The organism is Enterobacter sp. B79-1 (assembly GCF_057444735.1).
Genome location: NZ_JBYAZJ010000001.1, coordinates 420,086 through 443,686, shown reverse-complemented (window position 1 = coordinate 443,686; position 23,601 = coordinate 420,086). Strand labels below are relative to the sequence as shown.

At 56.0% G+C, this 23,601-nt stretch carries 18 protein-coding genes; 7 read left to right on the top strand and 11 right to left on the bottom strand.

Translation table 11 applies throughout. The features are described 5' to 3' along the window. Positions 1 to 162: 162 nt before the first annotated feature. Genes silA through AC2T6E_RS02135 form a run of 4 tightly spaced genes read right to left on the bottom strand, consistent with a single transcriptional unit; the run spans position 163 to position 6,368 of the window. Positions 163 to 3,339, bottom strand: a complete 3,177-nt coding sequence (gene silA / locus AC2T6E_RS02150; protein WP_486690382.1) for a Cu(+)/Ag(+) efflux RND transporter permease subunit SilA — start codon at positions 3,337 to 3,339, stop codon at positions 163 to 165. Between the two features lie 10 nt (positions 3,340 to 3,349). Then, the gene (locus tag AC2T6E_RS02145) at positions 3,350 to 4,600 is read right to left on the bottom strand and encodes an efflux RND transporter periplasmic adaptor subunit (protein WP_486690380.1); all 1,251 of its coding nucleotides are present in this window, start codon (positions 4,598 to 4,600) and stop codon (positions 3,350 to 3,352) included. An 11-nt stretch (positions 4,601 to 4,611) separates the two neighbouring features. Beyond that, positions 4,612 to 4,953: a cation efflux system protein CusF gene (gene cusF / locus AC2T6E_RS02140; RefSeq protein WP_010431222.1), complete on the bottom strand. Its 342-nt coding sequence runs from the start codon at positions 4,951 to 4,953 to the stop codon at positions 4,612 to 4,614. A gap of 29 nt (positions 4,954 to 4,982) precedes the next feature. Beyond that, positions 4,983 to 6,368, bottom strand: a complete 1,386-nt coding sequence (locus tag AC2T6E_RS02135; protein WP_486690378.1) for an efflux transporter outer membrane subunit — start codon at positions 6,366 to 6,368, stop codon at positions 4,983 to 4,985. A 190-nt stretch (positions 6,369 to 6,558) separates the two neighbouring features. Here AC2T6E_RS02135 and AC2T6E_RS02130 point away from each other — a divergent pair, with 190 nt between their 5' ends. Continuing rightward, a complete protein-coding gene (locus AC2T6E_RS02130) occupies positions 6,559 to 7,242 on the top strand; it encodes a copper/silver response regulator transcription factor (RefSeq protein ID WP_148400706.1) in 684 nt (227 codons plus the stop codon). Next, positions 7,232 to 8,689 (top strand): Cu(+)/Ag(+) sensor histidine kinase, encoded by a 1,458-nt coding sequence (locus AC2T6E_RS02125; RefSeq protein WP_447853596.1) that lies wholly within the window; start codon positions 7,232 to 7,234, stop codon positions 8,687 to 8,689. The genes AC2T6E_RS02130 and AC2T6E_RS02125 overlap by 11 nt, the downstream gene beginning before the upstream one ends. A gap of 3 nt (positions 8,690 to 8,692) precedes the next feature. On the opposite strand, the gene AC2T6E_RS02120 is transcribed toward AC2T6E_RS02125, so the two are convergent. After that, a complete protein-coding gene (locus AC2T6E_RS02120) occupies positions 8,693 to 9,598 on the bottom strand; it encodes a LysR family transcriptional regulator (RefSeq protein WP_010431230.1) in 906 nt (301 codons plus the stop codon). A 117-nt stretch (positions 9,599 to 9,715) separates the two neighbouring features. Here AC2T6E_RS02120 and AC2T6E_RS02115 point away from each other — a divergent pair, with 117 nt between their 5' ends. Continuing rightward, positions 9,716 to 11,101, top strand: a complete 1,386-nt coding sequence (locus AC2T6E_RS02115) for an MFS transporter (protein WP_444507907.1) — start codon at positions 9,716 to 9,718, stop codon at positions 11,099 to 11,101. A 79-nt stretch (positions 11,102 to 11,180) separates the two neighbouring features. On the opposite strand, the gene AC2T6E_RS02110 is transcribed toward AC2T6E_RS02115, so the two are convergent. Genes AC2T6E_RS02110 through AC2T6E_RS02100 form a run of 3 tightly spaced genes read right to left on the bottom strand, consistent with a single transcriptional unit; the run spans position 11,181 to position 13,891 of the window. Beyond that, positions 11,181 to 12,176, bottom strand: a complete 996-nt coding sequence (locus tag AC2T6E_RS02110; RefSeq protein ID WP_330752015.1) for a DUF2891 domain-containing protein — start codon at positions 12,174 to 12,176, stop codon at positions 11,181 to 11,183. A 9-nt stretch (positions 12,177 to 12,185) separates the two neighbouring features. Beyond that, entirely contained in the window at positions 12,186 to 13,172 is a 987-nt protein-coding gene (locus AC2T6E_RS02105; protein WP_100166635.1) for a DUF979 domain-containing protein, read from the bottom strand. Continuing rightward, positions 13,169 to 13,891 carry a DUF969 domain-containing protein gene (locus tag AC2T6E_RS02100; RefSeq protein WP_010431244.1) on the bottom strand — a complete coding sequence of 241 codons (723 nt, stop codon included), beginning with the start codon at positions 13,889 to 13,891 and terminating at the stop codon, positions 13,169 to 13,171. The genes AC2T6E_RS02105 and AC2T6E_RS02100 overlap by 4 nt, the downstream gene beginning before the upstream one ends. Positions 13,892 to 14,092: 201 nt before the next feature. Here AC2T6E_RS02100 and AC2T6E_RS02095 point away from each other — a divergent pair, with 201 nt between their 5' ends. Then, positions 14,093 to 14,638, top strand: a complete 546-nt coding sequence (locus AC2T6E_RS02095; protein ID WP_108417443.1) for a winged helix DNA-binding protein — start codon at positions 14,093 to 14,095, stop codon at positions 14,636 to 14,638. 1 nt (position 14,639) lies between these two features. On the opposite strand, the gene glgX is transcribed toward AC2T6E_RS02095, so the two are convergent. The 3 genes from glgX to treZ are packed head-to-tail and all read right to left on the bottom strand — an operon-like array spanning position 14,640 to position 20,983. Beyond that, entirely contained in the window at positions 14,640 to 16,715 is a 2,076-nt protein-coding gene (glgX, locus tag AC2T6E_RS02090; RefSeq protein ID WP_486690373.1) for a glycogen debranching protein GlgX, read from the bottom strand. Positions 16,716 to 16,730: 15 nt separating this feature from the next. Next, positions 16,731 to 19,199 (bottom strand): malto-oligosyltrehalose synthase, encoded by a 2,469-nt coding sequence (treY, locus tag AC2T6E_RS02085; RefSeq protein ID WP_330752021.1) that lies wholly within the window; start codon positions 19,197 to 19,199, stop codon positions 16,731 to 16,733. Beyond that, positions 19,196 to 20,983, bottom strand: a complete 1,788-nt coding sequence (gene treZ / locus AC2T6E_RS02080) for a malto-oligosyltrehalose trehalohydrolase (protein ID WP_214593979.1) — start codon at positions 20,981 to 20,983, stop codon at positions 19,196 to 19,198. Before treZ ends, treY begins: the two co-directional genes overlap by 4 nt. A 131-nt stretch (positions 20,984 to 21,114) precedes the next feature. Here treZ and AC2T6E_RS02075 point away from each other — a divergent pair, with 131 nt between their 5' ends. From AC2T6E_RS02075 to AC2T6E_RS02065, 3 genes are all read left to right on the top strand, one after another. Next, a complete protein-coding gene (locus AC2T6E_RS02075) occupies positions 21,115 to 21,642 on the top strand; it encodes a GNAT family N-acetyltransferase (protein ID WP_108417439.1) in 528 nt (175 codons plus the stop codon). Between the two features lie 77 nt (positions 21,643 to 21,719). Then, positions 21,720 to 22,472: a 5'-nucleotidase, lipoprotein e(P4) family gene (locus AC2T6E_RS02070; RefSeq protein WP_120158172.1), complete on the top strand. Its 753-nt coding sequence runs from the start codon at positions 21,720 to 21,722 to the stop codon at positions 22,470 to 22,472. Positions 22,473 to 22,614: 142 nt separating this feature from the next. Then, entirely contained in the window at positions 22,615 to 23,601 is a 987-nt protein-coding gene (locus AC2T6E_RS02065; RefSeq protein WP_214593977.1) for an MBL fold metallo-hydrolase, read from the top strand.

The following is a 23,601-nucleotide window of genomic DNA, read 5'->3' as shown; positions in this document are numbered from 1 at the left end:
CCTCATCACCAAGCGCTTTCATCGCTCGCGAGATGGTTGGCTGACTATCAGTAAGTTGCCTTACTGATGTAGGGCCTTGCCTCAGCAGCTGTCGTATCGTTTCAGAACGGTCTGTCATTATTGTGAATCGCTGTGTGAATAGGTTATTGAATAGCTAATTCATCAGGTGTTGTGCTCCCTGTCATCTTCAGCAAATGCTGTCGCCGTTTTATGCCTTCGCAGCCAGATGAGCTTGTACACAGCAGGAATAATAAACAGCGATAACAGCGGCGCCGTAATCATTCCGCCGATCATGGGGGCCGCGATCCGACTCATGACTTCAGAACCCGCACCGGTTCCCCACAGAATGGGCAGCAGACCGGCAATGATCACCGCAACGGTCATCGCCTTTGGCCGCACGCGCAGCACGGCACCATGATAAAGGGCGTCATCAAGCCCCTGCTCGGTGAACGTTTCACGACGTGACAACTCCGGGTGCGCTTCAATGGCATGACGCAAATACATCAGCATCACCACGCCAAATTCTGCCGCTACCCCGGCCAGCGCGATAAACCCGGTTCCGGTTGCGACAGACATATGGAAGCCCTGCCAGTACAGGAACCATATCCCTCCAACCAGTGCGAACGGCAGGCTCATCAGAATCAGCAAGGCTTCGTCCACGCGACGGAAGGCCAGATATAACAGAATGAAAATGATCATCACCGTCATCGGCACCATCAGCTTCAGTTTTTTATTGGCATGCTCGAGTAATTCAAACTGTCCAGAGAATGACACGCTGGTTCCCGGCCTCAGTTTTACCTTCTGGCTGATGGCTGTCTTAATGTCGTTTACCACCGACACCATATCCCTGCCCCGCGCATCAATGTAAATCCAGCTGGCGGGACGGGCATTTTCCGTTTTCAACATGGTTGGACCGGAAACGACGTTAATCTCTGCCACATCGCCAAGGGTGATTTGCTGCTTCATCGGCGTCAGGATCGGCATCTCCTTCAGCGCCTGCGGGCTGTTCCGGTAATCCTGCGGATAGCGGATATTGATCGGATACCGGGCCACGCCTTCTACCGTTTCCCCTACCGTCGCGCCGCCGATGGCGGAGGAGACGAACAGTTGCACATCGCCCACCGTCATGCCGTAGCGGGAGGCTTTTTCACGGTTGATATCCACATCAACGTAGCGCCCCCCTTCCAGACGTTCAGCCAGTGCTGAGACCACGCCCGGCACGGTTTTGGCTACCGCCTCAATGCTCTGCGCCGTTGCGTCGATATCCGACAAAACGGTACCCGACACCTTGATCCCTATCGGACTTTTGATCCCGGTTGAGAGCATATCAATGCGGTTACGGATGGGCGGCACCCAGAGATTGGCAAGCCCCGGCAAACGAACCGTCTGATCCAGTTCATCGATAATCTTGTCAATCGTCATGCCCGGCCGCCACTGGTCTTCCGGCTTGAGCTGAATGGTCGTTTCAACCATTTCAAGCGGCGCGGAATCTGTTGCGGTTTCAGCCTTACCCGTCTTACCAAACACGGAAGCCACTTCCGGGACGGTTTTGATTAACTTGTCCGTGGTCTGTAATAGCGCCGCCGCTTCTGCCGGAGAGACGCCCGGCAGGGTCGACGGCATATACAGCAGATCGCCCTCATTGATCTTCGGCAGAAACTCACCTCCCACCTGACTTAAAGGCCAGATAACCGTGAAGATGGATAACGCCGCAACCAACAGGGTAGTTTTAGGCCAGTGGAGCACCCTGAGCAGTAACGGGTGATAGGCTTTAATCAGCAGCCGGTTCAGGGGATTACGGGTTTCCGCAGGGATTTTCCCGCGGATCCAGCACCCCATCAGAATAGGAATAACAATGATGGCCAGCGCGGCTGCACCAGCCATGGAGTACGTTTTGGTAAAGGCCAGCGGGCCAAACAACCGTCCTTCCTGTCCTTCAAGGGTAAATATAGGAATGAACGATAAGGTGATGATCAGCAGGCTGATAAACAGCGCGGGGCCAACCTCCACGGAGGCGTTGGTGATCACCTGCCAGCGGGTGGCGTTATCAATATGCTCTCCAGGATGCTGATGATCCCACTCCTCAAGCCGTTTATGCGCATTTTCAATCATCACAATGGCGGCATCCACCATTGCGCCGACGGCGATGGCGATCCCACCCAGCGACATAATATTGGCGTTCAGCCCCTGGAAGTGCATGACGATAAAGGCAATGCACAGGCCGAGCGGCAGAGAAATGATGGCGACCAGCGCAGAGCGGACGTGCCAGAGGAACAGGGCGCAGACAATAGCCACCACGATAAACTCTTCAAGCAGCTTTGAACTCAGGTTATCAATGGCCCGGTCGATTAGCTGGCTGCGATCGTAGGTGGTCACAATCTCAACGCCTTCCGGCAGACTGGCCTTCAGCGTCTCCAGTTTATCTTTCACCGCAGTAATGACCTCACGCGCATTTTTGCCCGAACGCAGGATCACGACGCCTCCGGCGACTTCCCCCTGCCCGTTTAGTTCGGCAATACCGCGTCGCATTTCCGGCCCCGTCTGAACGCGAGCAACATCACGCAGATTAATGGGGACCCCGTTTTCCCCGGTTTTCAGGACGATATTATTGAAATCATCAAGGGTCTGGAGATAACCGCTGGCGCGAACCATATACTCCGCTTCCGCGATTTCAATGGATGAGCCCCCTGCTTCCTGGTTGGACGATTCCAGGGCCTGCTTAACCTCAGGCAGGCTTACGCCGTACTGGGCCAGTTTTAACGGATCAACCTGAATCTGATACTGCTTCACCACGCCGCCGACCGACGCCACCTCGGCCACGTTCGGAATGGTTTTCAGTTCAAACTTGAGGAACCAGTCCTGAAGAGATCGCAGTTCCGCGAGATCGTGTTTTCCGCTGCGATCGACCAGCGCATACTCAAATATCCAGCCCACACCCGTGGCATCAGGCCCGATTTCAGCGCTTACCCCGGCGGGCAGTCTACCCTGCACCTGATTCAGATACTCCAGCACGCGTGACCTGGCCCAGTAGAGATCTGTCCCATCTTCAAAAATGACATACACGTAGGAATCACCGAACTGGGAAAACCCGCGCACGGTCTTTGCGCCCGGCACCGACAGCATGGTGGTGGTGAGCGGATACGTCACCTGGTTTTCAACAATCTGCGGAGCCTGGCCGGGATAGCTGGTTTTAATAATGACCTGAACATCAGACAGATCGGGCAAGGCATCGACCGGCGTGTTGATGATGGTCCAGGTTCCCCAGACGCTGAGAAACAGCGCCCCCATCATCACCAGAAAACGATTGGCGACTGACCGCCGGATAATCCATTCAATCATCGTCGTCTCCTTAGTGACCAGCATGCGCGTCGTCATGTTTTTCAGGATGCCGCATGCGTTCCAGCGCACCGGTAATATTGGCCTCCGAGTCAATCAGGAACAGGCCGCTGACCACCACCGACTCCCCTTCATTCAGGCCTGAACCAATACCGGACTGTTGCTGAGATTCGTGCAGCACGTGGATCGGCTTCGGCACAAAACGCCCCTCCGAATCGACCGTAATCACGCGCTGTTCTTTGCCGGTATCGATAACGGCCTGAGACGGGATCAGCAGCATGTCCTGGCTTTGGGTATTCAGCTTCAGATAGGCATTCATACCCGGTTTCAGATGTTCATCTTTATTGGAAACCTGCAGGCGCACCTGCAGCGTGCGAGTGGCCGGGTCCACGCTCGGCAGAAGGTTCCATTTTTCAACGGGGAAAGATGTGTCCGGATAAGCCGGTACGGAAATAGCAAACTGCGACGTGTCTTTCAGGAGATACGCGATGGACTCAGGGACGGCTGCGCTGATCCAGACGGGGTCCATCCCCTGAATCTGTGCCACCACTTTATCTTTTGAAATATTCATTCCGGTGCGCAGGTCAAACGCGGTGATCACCCCGTCGATGGGGGCTTTAATGGTAAATCGGGTCTGAATCGTTCGGCTTGCGCGCAGCCTTTGTATATCGTCGTCTGGCATGCCTGCCAGCCGCAGCCGCTCAAGCACCCCTTTAATCTGGGTAGGCGTTCCGCCGGTGCCGGATAACAGCAAAAACTCACTCTGCGCTTCGACCCAGTCCGGGATCGTGATATCAATCAGCGGCGTGCCTTTCTTCACATGGTCGCCCGTTGTCAGCGGGTACACCTTCTCAACGAAACCTTCAGCGCGTGCCTGCACAATGACAAACTGATAGTCGTTATAGCTGACGTTGGCCGGAATGGTCTGGGAATAATTAAGCTTGCCTCGCGTGACTTTTTGCGTTTTTAATCCCAGATTCTGAACCTGTGTCGGATCAATACGAATACCGACGCTGCTTTTCTCGTCGTCTTCATCCGCATATTTTGGCACTAGGTCCATATCCATAAAAGGCGATTTACCGGGTTTATCAAATTTAACGTCTGGTTTCATCGGGTCATACCAGAAAAGTACCTTTCGCTCGGGTACTGTCTTTTCTGTTTGATCCACTGAATGCATCGCCTGCCAGGCCGTCACTGAAATCAGCCCGCCTGCTATAAGGCTGGAAATAATCATTGCAGCATATTTTATTTTAAAAGACGCCATGCCATTTCTCGCTATTTAATGCTCTTCAGTAAAGAGATATTGCCCTGCTGCACAAACGAAAAATTAACCTGGCTACCCACTTTTAACGCCGTGATACTCTCGTCAGCCTGGGTAAAGGTGAAACGCATGGTCATCGCGGGCCAACCCACCGCCGGGATAGCATCATGAGAAATGGTGATTTTCTTATTGGTGAGATCAATGTCCTTCACAATACCGGTTCCTTCAATCACCTGCTCTGAAGCGGCGTCGCTGGCAGCAGCCATTTCACCATGCTGATGAACTTCAGCCTGAAGGCCAGCAGAAAACATCACAGAGAGAGCACCAAATACAACGGCTTTAATGGAATTACGCATATTCATTGTCCTGTTAAATGATAAATAAGTTATTCAACCCAGCCGCCACCCAGCGCGGTGTAAAGATTAATTTCATTCACCTGTCTGGAATTGGTCAGGTCGAGTAGGGTCTGCTGTGTGGCGAAAAGAGAGCGCTCTGCATCAAGCACTTCGATATAGCTCACCGCACCGCTGGCATATAATCCTCTGGCGCGCTGAAGAGTAATTTGCAGTGAATCCAGATAACGCTGCTGCGCATCAATTTGCTTGCTGATGCTGTCACGCAGGGCGAGTGCATCAGCAACGTCTTTAAATGCAGCCTGAATTTTTTGTTCGTAATTCACAACCGACTGCTGCTGGCGAATTTCAGCCAGCTTCAGGTTGGCGTTATTCCTTCCGGCATTGAAAATTGGAATGTCGATTTTAGGAATAAAATTCCACATTCCGCTCGCCGGTGTGAACAGGCTGGATAACGCCGTACTGCTTGTTGAAAGTCCACTTGTCAGCGAAATTGAAGGGTAAAAAGCGGCTCGCGCAGCGCCAATATTGGCATCAGCCGCTTTCAGCTGATACTCCGCCTCCATGATATCCGGGCGCTGAAGCAGAATGTCTGATGACAGATTGGGCGGCAGCTTTACGGGTGTCAGAGCGCTATCGCTCGCACCGTTTTCTGCCGGGAGCGCGCGATACGTGCCCAGCACAAGCTGCAGGGCATTATTGGCCTGCGCCAGCTCGCCCTCTCTTTTGGCAATCTCCGCGCGGGTGCTTTCGATTTGTCCACGAGCCTGCTCCAGCGCGAGGACGTTCGTGCTGCCCGTCACCAGCTGCTGCTCTACAAAAGCATAAGACTGTTGATAATTTTTCAGCGTCTCGCGCGCAATACGCAGCTGTTTGTAGGCCAGCTGCTGGCTGAAATAACTCTGCGACACGCTGGAGACAAGCAGAATATGTACCGCCCGGCGGGCTTCTTCGCTGGCAAAAAAGTTTTGTCTGTCTGCCTCACTCATGTTCCTGAGCTTGCCGAAAAAATCGAGTTCGTAGCTAAGCTCAAGGCCCGCGTCATACTCTTGTGATGTCGGCTTGTCACTTTTCAGCCCGCCGCTGTAGGTAATACCTGACGACGCATTCAACTGCGGATAGCGGTCTGCATCCGTGACGTTAAACTGAGCACGGGCTTCTTCCACCTTCAGGGCCGCCATGCGCAAATCGCGGTTATTGCTCAGGGCCTCGGCGATCAGCCTTGTCACCTGCGGATCGTCAAAAAAGTTGCGCCACCCGCTGTCCTGATAATTCTGCGCTGCGGGCATCAGACCGTTGCGAGACAGTGAAAACTGCTGCGGGACCGGTGCCGCGGGGCGCTGGTATTCAGGTGCCAGGGAGACGCAGCCTGCAAGGAGGAAAATTGTGCTGATGCTAAGTCGTTTTAAGGTGAACATAACGCTTCTCGTCCAGGCAGACCTGGTAAATGATTCCAATGAAGTCCAGAGTGTTACCAGGGTTACTCTAACGAAATCATCCTGTTTGCCCGGTGACAGGATAATGACAATGTTGTCATTTTTAGCGTAAGCCGTTGATTACGGCCTTCGGCGCAATAGAATGTCGCTAGCAGCCAGTCAGGGGAGCAAGATGAAAATACTGATCGTTGAAGACGAGATTAAAACAGGCGAATACCTCAGCAAGGGGCTGACGGAGGCGGGCTTTGTGGTGGACTACGCTGACAATGGCCTGAACGGATATCATCTCGCCATGACCGCCGGGTATGATCTGCTGATTCTGGATATCATGCTGCCTGATGTGAACGGCTGGGATATCGTCCGCATGCTGCGTTCTGCCGGGAAAGGGATGCCGATACTGTTACTGACGGCCCTCGGCACGATTGAACACCGGGTTAAGGGGCTTGAGCTGGGCGCAGATGATTACCTGGTAAAACCTTTCGCGTTTGCTGAGCTTCTCGCTCGGGTGAGAACGCTGCTAAGGCGCGGTAATACGGCGATAGCCGAGAGCCTGTTCAACGTGGCGGACCTGACGATCGATCTCATCTCCCGGAAGGTCACCCGCGCCGGAAACCGTATTCTGTTAACCAGTAAAGAGTTCAGCCTGCTCGAGTTTTTCATCCGGCATCAGGGCGAAGTCCTGCCCCGCTCCCTGATTGCTTCGCAGGTGTGGGACATGAACTTTGACAGCGACACCAACGCCATCGACGTCGCGGTTAAGCGCCTGCGCGCCAAAATAGATAATGATTATGAGCCAAAACTGATCCAGACCGTCCGCGGCGTCGGCTATATGCTGGAGGCGCCGGATGCAAAATAAGCCCGCCAGGCGTCCATTCTCTCTTGCCCTGAGGCTGACGTTTTTTATCAGCCTCTCTACGATCCTCGCTTTTTTCGCTTTTACCTGGTTTATGCTGCATTCGGTTGAAAAGCATTTTGCCGAACAGGATATTAGCGATCTGCAGCAAATCAGTACCGCAATGCACCGCATACTGCAGTCACCGGCCGATCCCGATGAACGAAAGGTCAGTAAAATCAAAGAGTCGATTGCCAGTTACCGCAACGTCGCCGTGCTGCTTCTGGATCCTCAGGGGAATGAACTGTTCAGTTCAGCGCAAGGCGCGGCATTACGCCCTGCGATAAATACGGCGGATTTTGGCACACACCGCCGCGCGCAGGATGTGTTTCTCTGGACGGTAGAAGATCCGTCCATGCCCGCGCATTCCGGCCCCGAAATGAAAATGGAAACCTACCGAATTATCGCCTCTTCTGGAACGGCTTCATTTCAGGGAAAAACGCAGAACTACGTCATGCTTATCGGGCTTTCCATCAATTTTCATCTTCACTACCTCGATGCGCTGAAAAAGAATCTGCTCGCGATTGCTGCTGTTATCAGCGTGCTGATTATTCTTGTCATCCGCATCGCGGTTCGCCAGGGACACCTGCCCCTGCGTAACGTCAGCACCGCTATCAAAAATATCACCTCTGAAAATCTGGATGTGCGGCTGGAGCCGTCCCGCGTGCCTGTTGAGCTGGAACAGCTGGTGATCTCCTTCAACCATATGATTGAAAAAATTGAGGATGTCTTTACCCGTCAGGCCAATTTTTCTGCCGATATAGCGCACGAAATCAGAACCCCCATCACCAACCTGATGACACAGAGCGAGATTGCGCTAAGCCAGAACCGGACCCAGAAAGAGCTTGAAGACGTGCTCTATTCCAGCCTTGAAGAGTACACCCGGATGACCCGCATGGTCAGCGACATGCTGTTTCTCGCGCAGGCAGATAATAACCAGCTGATCCCTGACCGGGTCATGTTTGATTTACGTGCAGAGGTGATGAAAGTTTTCGATTTCTTCGAAGCCTGGGCGGAAGAGCGCAACATCACGCTGAAATTCAACGGGATGCCCTGCCTGGTTGAAGGCGATCCCCAGATGTTCAGGCGAGCAATCAATAACCTGTTATCCAATGCCCTGCGCTATACGCCGGAAGGACAGGCTGTGACCGTTTCACTCACAGAACAAGATAGCTATTTTGTTCTGATGATTGAAAACCCCGGCACGCCCATCCCGGAAGCGCATTTGCCGAGACTGTTTGACCGCTTCTATCGGGTGGATCCGTCCAGGCAACGTAAAGGCGAAGGCAGCGGGATCGGGCTTGCCATCGTCAAATCCATTGTGGTTGCCCATCATGGAAAAGTGCGTGTGGAATCTGACGCTCGCTCAACGCGGTTTATCTTGTCTGTGCCCAAGGCGATAACGCGCTAAGGCTCACTGCGCAACCTGGCAGACTTCGCGCACTTTCTCTCTCAACCAGCGGTGCCCCGGATCCTGCTCCATTCGCGGGTGCCACATCTGGGAAACCGTAATGGTCCGGGCTTTAAACGGCAGTTCGAAGACGTGCAAATTTTCCGTCATGGTTTGATTGCGCAGATACAGTGCGGGAACCATCGCAATGAGATCGGACGCCAGCGCCACGGATAACGCCGTCGGGAAGCCCGGCACCACGCTGGCCACTTTACGTTTCATACTCTGTTCCGCCAGAACGTCATCGACGAAGCCGTGTAATGAACCGTCGGGCGAGGCGACCACATGGCCCCATGACACATAATCGTTGATGCTGATTGCCGACAGCGCGGCCAGCGGATGTCCTTTGCGTACCGCACCCACAAACCGGTCCTGAAATAACCGCTGCAAACGTATCTCCGGTCCCATGTTGCTCTGTACGCCAATTTCCAGGTCAACCAGCCCCTCACGCAGGTACCGCGACGTTTTTTCAGGCTTCGGTGCGAAGCGTATACAGACCTCAGGGGCAGCCGCGGCAACGGCGGCAATCAGGGCAGGACCAAAGGCCACCACGAAGCCATCATTTGCCCGAATGGTGAAAAGTCGTGCCAGCGTTTGGACGTTAAGCGTCTCGGTGGAGGGCTGGAGCACCGCCCTCGCCTCGTGCACGGCGTTTCTGGCCCGGTCCCGGGTGGCTTCTGCCCAGGGCGTCAGCACCATGTGACGTCCGGCCCGAACCAGAATCGGATCGCCAGTCACTTCACGCAGCCTGCTCAGCGTTCGGCTCATGGCGGAGGTGCTCAGGTTTAGACGCCGCGCCGCAGCCGCTACGCTGGCTTCAGCCAGCAAAACGTCGAGGGCAACCAGCAAATTAAAATCAGGGTCGGTCACGTTACCTCCTCATATAAGGCGTTACACGCAACGAATGAGTGCACAGGCTGCGTCTTCCGCCTTGTATACCCCATGATTATAGTTTCGTCATCACTATTCTTTTCTGGAGTAAATATCATGACGCTGTTTTCAAACCAGCCCGGCGATGAGGGATTACCGGGACATGAACGTGCTCGGGTCATGGTCGCGCTGATGACCACCACGCTGATGGGCGTCTTTGATGGCACCATGATTAACGTAGCGCTGCCCTCCATGGCGAGCGCGATGCAGGTCTCTGCGAATGTCGCAGTATGGTTTGCCAACGGTTACCTGCTGTCGGCGGCGATGACGCTGGCTATCTTCGCCGCGCTGGCAGCGCGCATGGGCTATCGCCCGGTGTTTCTGGCAGGTCTTACGACGTTCACGCTTACCTCCCTTGGCTGCGCGCTGGCGACGACGCCGGACATGCTGATCGGGATGCGTGTTTTGCAAGGCATAGGGGGGGCGGCCACGTTGAGTATCGCCCCGGCGATACTGCGCTCCGTTTTTCCTGGACGACTGCTTGGCCGCGTTCTGGGGCTGCACGCCCTGCTGATTGCCGCCAGCACGGCCATAGCGCCGGTGCTGGGCGGCACGATCCTGGAGGCGCTGCGCTGGGAATGGCTGTTTGCGATTAACATTATTCCGGGAAGTGTCGCACTGCTGCTGGCCTGGAAGGCGCTACCGCGCGGTTCGGCTTCCAGTAAAACGCCCTTTGACACCGCAGGTGCGGTGCTCTCGGCGATGCTGCTAGGTTCGACAATCATGACCGCAAACAGTTTCCAGCACGTCAGCCATGAGGCGGCGTTCTGGGCGGGTATTGCCCTGCTCAGCGCCACCGCCTTCATCTGGCATATTCGCCGCGTCCAAAGCCCCTTGCTGCCCCCCGTTATCTTCCGCAACGGTCGCTTTACGCTCGCCGCACTCACCTCACTTGCGTCGTTTGTGAGCCAGGGCATCACCTTTATCGCGCTGCCGTTTCTGTTTCAGAGCGTGTATGGCTACAGCCCGCTGGAATCGGCCCTTCTGTTCACCCCCTGGCCGATTGGCATCGTGTTGATTGCCCCTCACGCGGGCCGTTGGGCAGATACGATTTCCGCGCCGCTGATTTCCACCATCGGGCTGATGATTTTTGCCGTTGGGTTGATCCTGCTGGCAACGTTACCCGCAAGCCCTCCTACATGGGATATCTGCCTGCGCAGTCTGGTATGCGGTATTGGGTTTGGCTGCTTCCAGAGCCCCAATAATCGGGAAATGCTCGCTAACGTGGCGCGGGAGAATGCCAGCTATGCGTCCGGGGTATTGTCCATCGTCAGGACCTTCGGGCAGTGTCTGGGGGCGGCCGTGGTGGGTGTTTGGTTGGCCGCGACGACGGGCTCGGACCAGGCCGTTCACTTTGCGCTGTGGACTGCGGTGGTCGCCTCTGCCGGGTCGGTGTTGTTTAGCCTGAGCAGGCTGCGCGCCGCCGTTCGGGCATCAGCCTGATTCGCCCGGCGGCGCTACGCTTGCACAATGTAGGCCAGGTAAGCGCAGCGCCACCCGGCAAAAAAGACGACGCGTTTATTTACTCCAGCGCCAGCAGCGCAAAGCTCGCCAGCCAGTGCCCGCCGCTGTAGTGGCTGCCCACCACGTGCTCGACGCTTGCCGTCAGGTGTTTCGCCACGGCATCACGCAGCGCCTGCTGTCCCGGATGGTTCTCCGGCAGCGCCTTTGCGATGTGCTTCATACACCAAGCGCGGCTGAGGTTTAACCCGTCCAGATGGGCAATTTTCGGGTCGGTACGGTCGCTCACCTCTGCCGGGCTCATCAGTGCCGCAACAGTCTCTACGTCAGGGAGGAATTTATCGAACCATGCCGGGAAGTTATCCGTTACCTTGCTCATCAGCAGCGCCTCGGTCAGCGCGCCGGAAATATACTCATCGCCGCCCGGTTCGTAGTGCGCAGGATAGCGCGTATCCGCGAGATAAAACCGCTCAGCCGCCGTCAGAATCGCCTGCTCCAGACCGCTGTCCTGCACGGCACGGGCGTAATCCAGCCCCAGCGCGAGGGCAAACGCCGTGTTGTAGTGCGTTCCGACGCGGATCGGATAGGTGAGCTTGCTGAGATAATCCACCAGCCGGTTACGAATATCCTGGGTTAACGGCTCAAGCGTCTGGTACCAGCCTGCGGCCTGCGGCAGCGACGACTGTTTCAGCTCCTGAGCCAGTGCCAGCAGCCAGCCGTAGCCATACGGACGTTCGAACGACGCGCGGAACGGCGCGGTGAAATAGGCCAGCTCTTTCGCCACGTTCTCGTCGGTCAGATGCTCGTCGATAAGCGCGACGATGTCATTCCGACACGGTAGCTCATGATAGAGGCGCACGCAGCGCAGCAGCAGCCAGTAGCCATGCACCGCCGAGTGCCAGTCAAAACAGCCGTAGAAAATGGGGTGCAGCTCGCGAGGCGGCAGAACATCGCCATCATCATTCAGCAGGTGCATGATGTGGTTCGGGTATTCCTGGCGCAAATAGGTCAAAGGCATGCGGGCAAACGCGTCTGCCTGATGTTGCGTTAATTCCATATCAGCTCCTTAGCGAAACACGAGGAAATACATTAAGAACACGTTCACCACCAGCAGGGTTAACGCGGTCGGGATCTGGATCTTGATCACCTGATATTTGTCTTTGAGTTCCAGCAGCGCGGCGGGAACGATATTGAAGTTCGCGGCCATCGGCGTCATCAGCGTGCCGCAGTAGCCCGCGTACATGCCAATCGCCAGCAGCGGTGCCGGGTTGCCGTGATGCACGTTAATCAGGAACGGTAAGGCGATACCGGCACTTAATACCGGGAAAGCGGCAAAGGCGTTACCCATGATCATGGTAAACAACGCCATACCCACGCAGTAAATCACCACCAGCATGAAGCGGCTATCCGGGTTCACGAACAGGCTGACCACCTTCTGCACTGAATCGCCGGTATTGGCCGCCACGAACACGCCACCGAGCATCGCCAGCATCTGCGGCAGGATCACCGCCCAGCCGATGGTGTCGACAAGACGACGAGACTGGCGGATAGCGTGCAGCGGTGTCCCCTTCGTTAGCCACCATCCGGTGAGGATCGCCGCGACGCAGGCCACGCACAGCGCCGCCAGGGTAAGCTGTTTCTGGTCGAGAAGATAAACGCCGCCAATCGACACGCCCTTCAGGAACAGCGTCCCGATAACCGTCACCACCGGGATCATCAGCGCGGGCAGGAACAGCCAGTTTTTGAGCCGGTTCGATGAGGCAACGCGCTCCTCGTCGGAGGCCATTTTATAGTGCCCTTTCCCGACCAGACCAAAGCCCGCCAGCAGCGCGATAGCGATGACGCCGCCGCCAATGATCCGGTACGCCAGCGATTTCCCCAGCTCCTGCACCATCAGATCGCCAAACAGGAAGATCCCGCCGAATAAAAACCAGAACAGCGCGGTGGTAAAACGCTTCGGATTGGCGCGATCGCGCAGGGTCATCACGACCAGCAGCATCACGACAAAGCCGATGAGGTAGTACACGCGGTTAATGGTGATAAGCGTCATCATTGCGCCACCTCCTGTTTACCCTGCTCTGCACGCCAGGCCATGACGTCGCGACGAATGCTGGCATCCAGGCGCAGCAGGCGCGTCATATGAATAATTAATGCCGCAATGGCGGTGGGAATAGCCCACAGGCCGATATGCAGCGGTTCGATCCCCTGGATCCCGTTCTCTTTCAGAAAGGCGTCAATCAGCAGAACCGCACCGAAGGCGATAAAGATATCTTCGCCAAAAAAGACCGCGATATTGTCGCACGCGGCGGCATGGGCTTTGATTTTGTCGCGGATATGCTGCGGCAGTTCGCCATATTCGTTCAGCGCCGCCCCTTCGGCCATCGGGGCCAGAAGCGGGCGCACCGTCTGGGCATGGCCGCCAAGAGACATCAGACCCAGCGCCGCGGTCCCTTCACGGGCGACAAAATAGAGCATCAGAATACGCGCCGAGGTAGCGCTGGCGATCTTCGCCACCCAGGCCTGGGCGCGCTCTTTAAGCCCGTAGTATTCCAGCAGACCAATCACCGGCAGGATCAGGATGAAGGTGGCAAGCGATCGGCTATTCACGAACTTCTCGCCGAAGGTCTCCAGCAGCATCCCGAAATCCATCCCGACCAGCAGACCCGTCGCCAGCCCCGCCACCACGACCACCAGCAGCGGGTTGAAGCGCAGTGCAAAACCAATAACCACGATCGGTATCCCGATCAGCGGCAACAGCGTAGTACCGTCCATAAACGTTTACCCTATCCAAAGTGAGCGTTGCGCGCCGACGGCTATTTTTTTAATTTGCGGCGAGCGATGTTGTGTTTTGTTGGCAGGCTTCGCAAAACCTGCGCTAAAAAGCTATATCTGAACCTCAAAAACATGTAAACAATTTATCAATAAAATGTTCTTATTTTATCGATGAGTTTACATTTCTGGCTAAGGAACGTTATGACCTCAAAAAAGAGTGTTGCCTCAAACCACGACGATATTACGGATGGCCGCATCGTCTCCTCTCGCCACCTGGTGTCGGAACGCTGTGCGGAGCTATCGGAGCTGGAATACGCGCTGATCATGACCAGCAACGCGTTTAACAAATGGATGGTGCGCTGCATGACGGCTGCCGGCGAGCCGGATATGGGGGCATTTGACGTGTCGCTGCTGCATCATGTGAATCATCGCAACCGCAAGAAAAAATTGGCCGATATCTGCTTTGTCCTGAACGTGGAGGACACGCACGTGGTGACCTATGCGCTAAAGAAACTGGTGAAAGCGGGCTATGTGACGAGTGAGAAAGCGGGCAAGGAGCTCTTTTTCTCAACCACGGAGGAAGGCAAAGCCTTATGCATGAAGTACCGAGACGTGCGGGAAGCCTGCCTGATTAACATTCATGGAGAGAGCGGTATTTCAGGAGCGTCTATCGGGGAAACCGCGCAGCTGCTGCGCACGATCTCCTCCCTGTATGATACCGCCGCGCGGGCGGCGGCATCGCTGTGAGTTAAGGACGTCTGAAAAGCGAGATACTGCGTCCGGCCAGTTCGTAATCTACGGCCTGGGTGATAACCGTTCCGGTGGCAGTATCTTCAGCCGTAGACAGTTCAAGCACCCATCCACCTTCCCCAAACTGCGGGATCTGGAACGGAACCGGGCCTTCAAACGGGTTAAACAACATCAGCACATCGTGCCAGATACCGTCCTCCTGCTTGAGATCCGGTCTGCTGATGGAGACCCCGAGCGTCGAGCCCTCATCCCACTGTTCCTCCTGCTGTGGCCCGCCTCCGGCATTAAACCAGCGGATCTCCAGCCCGTCGCGCCAGCTTTCACGGCGCAGTAACGGCTGTGAAGCGCGCAGGGCAATGAGACGGCGGGTAAAGTCGCGCAGCGCTTCGTCGTTTTCGGATAGCCCCTTCCAGTCTATCCACGAGATCTCGCTGTCCTGGCAGTAGCCGTTGTTATTGCCCTTCTGCGTGCGGCCAAACTCGTCCCCCGCCAGCAGCATCGGCGTGCCGTGGGAAAACAGCAGCGTGGTCAGGAAATTACGCTTCTGCCGTTCGCGGGTAGCAATAATATCCGGGTTCTCCGTCGGCCCCTCTTCGCCATAGTTGTACGAGCGATTATCGTTATGCCCGTCGTTATTGTCCTCGCCGTTGTCGGCGTTGTGCTTCTCGTTGTACGACACCAGGTCATTCAGCGTAAAGCCGTCGTGAGCGGTGATGAAGTTAACGCTGGCCCACGGACGACGACCGCGCAGATCGTAGAGATCGCCGGAGCCCAGCAGACGCGCGGCAAAATCGGTTGAGACGTTATCGCCCTTCCAGTATTCGCGGACGGTGTCGCGGTATTTGTCGTTCCACTCGCCCCAGCCCGGCGGGAAACCGCCGACCTGATAGCCGCCGGGACCGATATCCCAGGGTTCGCCGATAAGCTTAAGCTTAGAGAGCACCGGATCCTGTGTGACCGCGTCAAAAAAACCGCCGCGCGGATCAAACCCTTCCGGCTCGCGGCCAAGGATGGTCCCTAAGTCAAAGCGAAAACCGTCAATATGCATCGATTCCATCCAGTAGCGCAGGGAATCCATCACCATCTGCAGCACGCGCGGGTGCGAGGTGTTGACCGTGTTTCCCGTCCCGGTGTCGTTAATGTAATACCGGTGCTGGTCGGGCAGCGTGCGGTAATAGCTGTAGTTATCAATGCCCTTAAACGAGAGCGTTGGCCCAAGCTCGTTGCCTTCCGCCGTATGGTTATACACCACGTCCAGAATGACCTCGATGCCCGCATCATGATACGCGCGTACCATGTCGCGGAAACCCTGGATCCCCGCCGGGCCGTAGTAGCGCGACGCCGGAGCGAAAAAGCCCAGCGTGTTATATCCCCAGAAGTTTTTCAGCCCGCGGTCAAGCAGATGCTGGTCGTCCGGGAACCAGTGAACCGGGAGCAGCTCAACCGAGGTGATGCCAAGACTCTTGATGTAATCGACCGAGGCTTTGTGTCCCATCCCCTCAAACGTCCCGCGCAGTTCGGGCGGAATGGCCGGGTTCATCTGGGTAAAGCCTTTCACGTGGCTCTCGTAGACAACGGTATGCGGCCAGGGCACCTCCGGTCGGTTGTTGTCCTGCCAGTCGAAGGCATCCGGATCGATAACCTTGCATTTGGGCGTGAACGGCGCGCTGTCGCGAGTATCAAAACTGAGATCCAGTTCATCATGCCCAAGCTCATAACCAAAATGGGCGTCGTTCCAGTCGATATCGCCCACCAGTTCACGCGCGTACGGGTCGATAAGCAGCTTATGCGGGTTGAAGCGGTGGCCGTTTTCCGGGTCATAAGGACCATAGACGCGATAGCCGTACAGCGCGCCGGGCTTTAGATCGGGCACGTAGCCGTGCCAGACTTCATGGGTATATTCCGGGAGTTCCAGCCGGGCAATTTCCGTTTTGCCGGACGGGTCAAACAGACAGAGCTCCACACGCTCTGCGTGCGCGGAGAAGAGCGCAAAGTTCACGCCTTTTCCGTCGTAGTTTGCGCCCAACTGCTGGCCGTGACCGGCCCGAATTTCAAACCTGTTATCCTTTGCCATTTTCGTTCTCCACGATTATTCGCAGGTAAGCAGAACCAATGCACATCCCTTTTCTGACGTTAGATCCAGCGTCTCTTGCAGAACGCGGCTTTCACCGCTGAACACATCGCGATAGCGCTTCCCGACCAGCTCTTCGGGTATGGCTACCGAGGTATTGACCCACAGTTTTTCGTTCCTGGTGACACTGAAAACCAGGCGCGGCACAGCAACAATCAGCGCCTCGTCGTCCTTCACGCGCGCATACACAATCAGATGCTCCTCGCGCTCACCGGTCACTTTCAGCGGCAGCCAGTCGCCGTAGCGGAACAGCGACGGGTAGTGCGGACGCAGGCGCAGCAGCGTGGCAGTGACATACTGCTTCACGCGTCCGTCCCGCCAGCACTGTTCGTCGTTAAAGACCCTGAGGTTCGCCTTAGTGAGGTTTTGCACCAGCGCGGCGAAGTCCGGTTCGCGTCGGTTATCCGGGTCAACCAGGCTAAAGTTGAGCGCTTCGCTTCCCTGATAGATGTCCGGTACGCCGGGCGCGGTAAGTTTAATCACCGTCTGGCTCAGGCTGTTCATCAGGCCCGCTCGAACAAACGGCTGTAAGGTTTCACTGAAATCATGCAGGAACAGCGTGTTGTCGGGCGACAGCAGATGACGAACATAGTCCATCACCACGTTTTCGTAGCTCTCGTTACTGTCTATCCAGTCGGTTCGCTGCTTGGCCTCGCGCAACGCTTTTTCAATAAAACCGAGGAAACGCGCTTCAAGGGTTTGCAGCCCGTCCCAGTCGTCAGGTGAGAGCGTGGCAGGCCAGACGCCAGCCAGCGCCTGATAAATCATCCAGGTATCAGCGGCGTTCGGCGCGGTGCCGTCGTTAAGGAAGCGCACGTGCGTCTGGTTCATCTGCCGCCAGCGGGCCAGATTTTCGCCCCACTGCTCGGGCGCTTCGGTCAGCGTGTAAAGGCGCGCCCGGGCATCCTCCCCGCGCTTGGTGTCGTGCGTCGAGGTGCCCAGCAGCGCGTCGGGCTGACGGGCAAGACGGATGCGCATCTCCTGATGGAAACGCGACAGCGAGAAGGCGCGCGGCGTCGGGTCGGCCCCCACTTCATTAAGCGCAAGCTCCAGGTTGTGGCGGAAGAATAGCGTGTCTTCCACGGACTTCGCCATCAGCGGCCCGGTCAACTGCTGGAAACGGGTCCTGAACAGGATGGCCGCATCGCGGTCACGCTCCGGCAGATCGCCGGTCAGAATACGCACGATCAGGCTTAGCGCGGGTTCTGAAGCGTTCACACTGGCGACAACGCGGCTCAATAGCGTAACGTCAGAAGGCGTTAACCCCTCCGCGGTCCCGTAGGTGCGGTAAACCGGAAAGGCGATAAGCAGTTCGCGTAACGCGTGGTGAATATCATCCGTCTGTATCTCAACCCCATTGTGCTGAGCCAAATCGCGGGCGAGGTTGAGGAGCGTGGTGAATTCTCCTTCGAAGTTGCGGTCGGTCATCAGCCCTTTGGCATCCCGCAGCGCGTTTTGCCGATCGACCGTAACGCCCAGCGTCTCGTTATGGACTTTCTCCAGACGCGCCAGGCTATTGTCATCCACCAATACCTCCGCCAGCGACGCGATGAATTCATACCCCGTCGTGCCGGACACGGGCCACTCGGCCGGGAGCTGTTCTCCCTTCGCGAGAATTTTTTCCACCGTGATGTAACAGTCTGGCCCGGTGGCCTGGCGCAGGCGCTGCAGATACCCCAGCGGATCCGCAAGCCCGTCAATATGGTCAATGCGCAGGCCGTCAACGGTCCCGTCGTGAACCAGCTCGAGGATCAGGCGGTGCGTGTCGTGAAAAACCTGTTCGTCTTCAACCCGGACGCCGACCAGCCCGGTTATCTCAAAGAAGCGTCGCCACGAAAGCTGCTTCGGCGCTTCGCGCCATGACATCAACCGCCAGCTCTGCGCCTCGTGCAGTTCGGCGATGCTTTTGTTCTCGTCCCAGGTACCCGGGTTAAGCGGATAGGCGGTGTCGTAATAGACCAGCGCGGCCTTATTCGTGACACTGTCACGATAAAGCCTGATTGCCCCCTTCTCCAGCTCCGCCTCAAAGGTATCGCCAAGAAACGGCAGCGTCAGCGGTCGCGACCAGTCGATATCGAAATAACGTGCGTAGCGGCTCTGTTTGCCATGCTCAATCACGTCTCGCCACCAGCGGTTTTCCAGCGAGGTCGACATATGGTTAGGGACAATATCCAGTATCAGCCCCATGCCAGCCTGCCTGAGCGCCGCGGCCATGCGGTTAAAACCGTCTCGCCCGCCTATTGCGGGGTCAATTTCGTTGGGATCGGTGACGTCATAGCCGTGGGTGGAGTCCGTTGTCGCGGTAAAAACAGGTGACGCATAGAGATGGCTAATGCCGAGATCGCGGAAATACGGGATCAGCGCAACCACCCGGTCAAACGTCATGCCATTGCGAAACTGTATGCGGTACGTGGCGGAAGGGATCATAACGCGGCTTCTCCATCAGCAAAGCGAACAACAATACTGTTCGGCGGCAAAACGTCTCCCGTCTCCGGCCAGCTAAAGAGAGTTTCTCCGGCCAGTTCGGGCATTGGGGCAGGTTTTTTGCCAATATTCAGCGCCAGCGACAGCGTCCCCTGCGGGAACTGCCAGCTCACCGCGACCCTGCCGTGCGCCGTATGCAGGATCTTGCCCTCAACGGTTCCGCCCTGGCGCAGCAGCGGGACGATATGGCGATGTCGCAGCGTAAGCAGGCTTCGGGTAAAGCGCAGCCATGATTTTCCCTCCTCCTGCGACGGCTTATCCCAGTCGAGCGTTGAGCGAACAAACGTGTTCAGATCGTTAGGATCGGGGACGGTTTCATCATGCCCGGCATGGCCGGTAAACTCCTTCGCGCGCCCTTCCCGCACGGCTTTTGCCAGCTCGCCATGGAAATCGGTGAAGAACAGAAACGGATGGGTTTCACCGAACTCCTCGCCCATAAACAGCAGCGGGATATGGGGTGAAAGCAGCAGCGCTGCCAGAAGCACGCGGGTCTTTTCCGCGCCCGCCAGCGTGATGAGCCGCTCCCCCTGGGCGCGATTACCGGTCTGATCGTGGTTTTGAATAAAATCGACGAAGAACGGTGGCGGCTGGGTGTGGCACTCCACGCCGCGCGATTGACCGGTTTGCAGAGAAATCTCGCCCTGATAGACAAAGCCTTCCGCCAGCGCCCGGGCGAACTTTTTCTCCGGCTCAAAGGCAAAATCCTGGTAGTACGCGTGCGTCTCGCCGGTGGCAAACACGTGGGCGGCATTGTGGAAGTCATCGTTCCACTCGGCGGTGAACAGTGGCGTATTTCCCTGTTCATCTCGCGGATGCAGGAAAATCACGTTGCGGCTGTCTTCCGTGGTCAGGTGAACGTGACGGTGCGGGATCGCTTCTCGGATCTTTTCGGCTATCTCCTCAAGAATATGCGTATCCGAGGTGTCTTTGATCTGATCGATGGCATCAAACCGCAGGCCATCCAGACGATATTCCGTCAGCCAGTAAAGCGGTGCATCGGTGATGTACTGCCTCACCGGTTCGCGCTCGTAAGCGATGCCGTTGCCCCACGGCGTCATCCGATCCGCATCGAAAAATGCCGGCGACAGCAAGGGCAGATAATTCCCTTCCGGGCCGAAGTGGTTGAGCACAATATCCAGCACCACCGAAAGCCCCAGCCCGTGCGCGGCGTCGATAAACGCGTGAAAATCCTCCGGCGTACCGTAGGCGGCGTGCGGAGCGTACAGCAGCACGCCGTCATAGCCCCACCCGCGGGATCCGCCAAACTGAGAGACGGGCATCACTTCAAGCTGGGTAATTCCGAGCTCTGCCAGATACGGCAGCCTGTCGATGGCCGCCCGGAAGGTGCCCTCCGGGGTAAAGGTACCAACGTGCAGTTCGTAAATAACCGTCTCTTCCCACGGCCGCCCGCTCCAGTCCCGGTTGACTGGCTGATAGCGTCGGGGATCGATCACCACGGAGGGGCCGTTAACGTCCCCCTTTTGCGCGCGCGACGCGGGATCGGGCACCGTCATGCCGTCCTGAAGAACAAACTGATACTCTGCGCCGTGCGCGACGCCGGGCACATCAGCCTGGAACCAGCCGTCGCCGGTTGCCGTCATCGGCACGTCGGTGGCGGCAAGTCGTAGCGTAAGTTCTTTCTGTCCTTCTGCCCAGACGCGAAAACGTACCACGTCATCGGAAATAAACTCAGCACCCCACTGCTTTTGAAATGTTCTGAATTCCATTCCTTGTCCTCGAATGACCGCATTTTACGCGAAACGAAGTACAAGCTTAGTTCAGGATGAAAAGTGTGTTAGCTCAGCGGATTTAACCGCTTCGTCTATTCTTTATGAAATAACTTACTACAGGGAATACTATGCAGATTCGAAAAGGATTAAATACTGACCTCGTACGTCTTGAATGCTGTGACTTTTCTTTCACCATTAGCCATATTGCGCGAGAGCCCTTTATCCACTGTGATTTGCATATTGAAGCCGTCGCCGAGCCCTGGACAAAAACCTATGAGCTCGACATTCAAACCCTTGAAAACCACTGCGTTAACCCGGACGCCATATTTCTTATCGCCGAAACGGATGACGGTGAAATAGCCGGATTTATTACTGCGTCAATCGGCTGGAATAAGTTTATTTCAGTGGATTATATTGCCGTTGAGCGAACAAAACGCAGAACCGGCGCTGCGCAAAAATTGATGGCCGCCGCCCACGTCTGGGCCCGCAGCGTAAACGCGCCGGGATTACGGCTTGAAACACAAAATGTGAACGTCTCTGCCTGTCTGTTTTACCGTCACTACGGGTTTACCCTGGGCGGATACGATCGTTTTCTCTACAACGCCTTACCGGAAAAAGACGAAGTCGCCCTGTTCTGGTATTACATGCTGGTGTAGCAACGCAGCCTTCATATTTCTGTCATTAGATTTCATTACGCTTTCGGGATTTTAACCACGGTGTTGAGGAAAGAAGTGTGAATTCAATGGCTAAGGCATTACTGCTGGCATTACCTGTTTTGAGTGCAACGGCAACGGCCGCTGAGCGCGACCTGTGTGAACCCAAAGCGTACGAAATGGCGCTGCGCTATCAGCAGAAATCGGCAGAGATTATGGCTCTTCAGCTGCAGACGTATCGGTTTGCCACCGAGCGTTTCAACGAAAAGGTAAAAGACCTTAAAACGCCTGAAAATTACGCCGTGGTAATGGATCTGGATGAAACAGTACTGGATAACACCCCTCTGCTGGTGCGCGACACGGAGCAGTGTCACGACTATACAAAATGGGACACCTGGAGCGACTGGGAGAAACAGGGAAAACCCGGCTTAATTCCCGGCGCGAAGGCGTTTCTTGACCATGTGAATCAAAGCAATGTCCGTATCTATTATGTCTCGGACCGCATGCAGGAAAATAAAGCCGATACGCTCAGGACGTTAAAAGCCCTGGGACTTCCGCAGGTATCCGATGAAAGCGTGCTTCTGGATACGGTCAGCAAGGAAGAGCGTCGCCAGAGCATCCTCAAAAAGCAGCAGATCGTGATGCTGTTTGGCGACAGCCTGCCGGATTTCGCCGTGCAGTTTAAAAACAAAAAGCCGAGCGAGCAGCAGCGTGAGCTGGTTGAAGCCAGCAAAGCGCACTTCGGCGATGACTGGATTGTGCTACCTAACGCCGCTTATGGCGCTTGGTCGAAAGCCACGCTGGACAGCTGGAACGCCTCCCTGAAAAAATAATATTTTACTGGCCGGGAAAGGCATCGCCCGCCTTACCGGCCCTTCGGTTTACTATCCATCCCATTTATAGGTCCTATCATTATTAGGCAGGTTCTTATAATTTTACGGAGAAGTAAGATGAGCGCTTTCAAAGGAGACTCGTATGCTTACCGTGAAAAAACTTGCTCTGTCCACGCTGATTTCCAGTTCATTGCTTTTCTACCCTGCGCTGCAGGCGTCGGCACAGACGCCTCAGCACGTTGTTAAACAACCGGCGGGCGGATACAGCGTTCAGGTCGGCGATGTGCTTGTCACCTCGTTTACCGACGGGAGCGTCGCGCAGGATCTGCACAAGCTGCTGCGCCGGACAACGCCGCAACAAATCGATTCGCTACTGGCGAAAAATTTCCAGACTAACCCGGCTGAGGTGTCCATCAACGCCTTCCTGATTGCGATGCCCGGACATAAAATTCTGGTGGATACAGGCTCAGGCCAGCTGTTTGGCCCCGGTAACGGCGGACGTCTGATTGAGAGCCTCGCCACGCAGGGAATTAAGCCGCAGGACATTACTGAAGTCCTGCTGACTCACGCCCACTCCGACCATTCTGGCGGCCTGGTAAAAGACGGCAAGGCGGTGTTCAGCAACGCCCGCGTTTTCGTGGGCAAACCGGACATCGACTTTTTCTTTAACGACGACAACCAGAAAAAAACCGGCTACGGCAAGAACTACTTTACCGTCGCGCAGAAGACCTTAAAGCCCTATCTGGACGCCGGCAAGGTCGTGCCGTTTAGCGGCACCTCTGAACTGCTTCCGGGTATTACCGGCACGGTTCATCCAGGACATACGCCGGGTTCAGCGTTTTATACCCTGGAAAGCACAGGCGAGAAGATCACCTTCGTGGGCGACATTATTCACGCCGCGGCGGTCCAGTTCCCGCAGCCTGACGTGACAATCACCTACGATGAAGATCAGAACAAAGCGGCAGGCGTGCGCCAGCACGCGTTTGCGGACTTTGTGAAAAATAAAGATCTGGTGGCCGCGCCCCATCTGCCTTTCCCGGGTATCGGCTACGTGACCAAAGGCGAAAGCAGCGGTTATGCCTGGGTACCGGTAACCTATACCAACCGGGACGCCAGCGGCGCGAAATAA

Bases quoted from the DNA above. Each gene is read 5' to 3' on its own strand.
- AC2T6E_RS02125 (WP_447853596.1), top strand. From the start codon at position 7,232: ATGCAAAATAAGCCCGCCAGGCGTCCATTCTCTCTTGCCCTGAGGCTG.
- treY (WP_330752021.1), bottom strand. From the start codon at position 19,199: ATGATCCCTTCCGCCACGTACCGCATACAGTTTCGCAATGGCATGACG.
- glgX (WP_486690373.1), bottom strand. From the start codon at position 16,715: ATGGCAAAGGATAACAGGTTTGAAATTCGGGCCGGTCACGGCCAGCAG.
- cusF (WP_010431222.1), bottom strand. From the start codon at position 4,953: ATGCGTAATTCCATTAAAGCCGTTGTATTTGGTGCTCTCTCTGTGATG.
- treZ (WP_214593979.1), bottom strand. From the start codon at position 20,983: ATGGAATTCAGAACATTTCAAAAGCAGTGGGGTGCTGAGTTTATTTCC.
- AC2T6E_RS02075 (WP_108417439.1), top strand. From the start codon at position 21,115: ATGCAGATTCGAAAAGGATTAAATACTGACCTCGTACGTCTTGAATGC.
- AC2T6E_RS02135 (WP_486690378.1), bottom strand. From the start codon at position 6,368: ATGTTCACCTTAAAACGACTTAGCATCAGCACAATTTTCCTCCTTGCA.
- AC2T6E_RS02115 (WP_444507907.1), top strand. From the start codon at position 9,716: ATGACGCTGTTTTCAAACCAGCCCGGCGATGAGGGATTACCGGGACAT.
- AC2T6E_RS02065 (WP_214593977.1), top strand. From the start codon at position 22,615: ATGCTTACCGTGAAAAAACTTGCTCTGTCCACGCTGATTTCCAGTTCA.
- AC2T6E_RS02145 (WP_486690380.1), bottom strand. From the start codon at position 4,600: ATGGCGTCTTTTAAAATAAAATATGCTGCAATGATTATTTCCAGCCTT.
- AC2T6E_RS02100 (WP_010431244.1), bottom strand. From the start codon at position 13,891: ATGGACGGTACTACGCTGTTGCCGCTGATCGGGATACCGATCGTGGTT.
- AC2T6E_RS02105 (WP_100166635.1), bottom strand. From the start codon at position 13,172: ATGATGACGCTTATCACCATTAACCGCGTGTACTACCTCATCGGCTTT.
- AC2T6E_RS02130 (WP_148400706.1), top strand. From the start codon at position 6,559: ATGAAAATACTGATCGTTGAAGACGAGATTAAAACAGGCGAATACCTC.
- silA (WP_486690382.1), bottom strand. From the start codon at position 3,339: ATGATTGAATGGATTATCCGGCGGTCAGTCGCCAATCGTTTTCTGGTG.
- AC2T6E_RS02095 (WP_108417443.1), top strand. From the start codon at position 14,093: ATGACCTCAAAAAAGAGTGTTGCCTCAAACCACGACGATATTACGGAT.
- AC2T6E_RS02110 (WP_330752015.1), bottom strand. From the start codon at position 12,176: ATGGAATTAACGCAACATCAGGCAGACGCGTTTGCCCGCATGCCTTTG.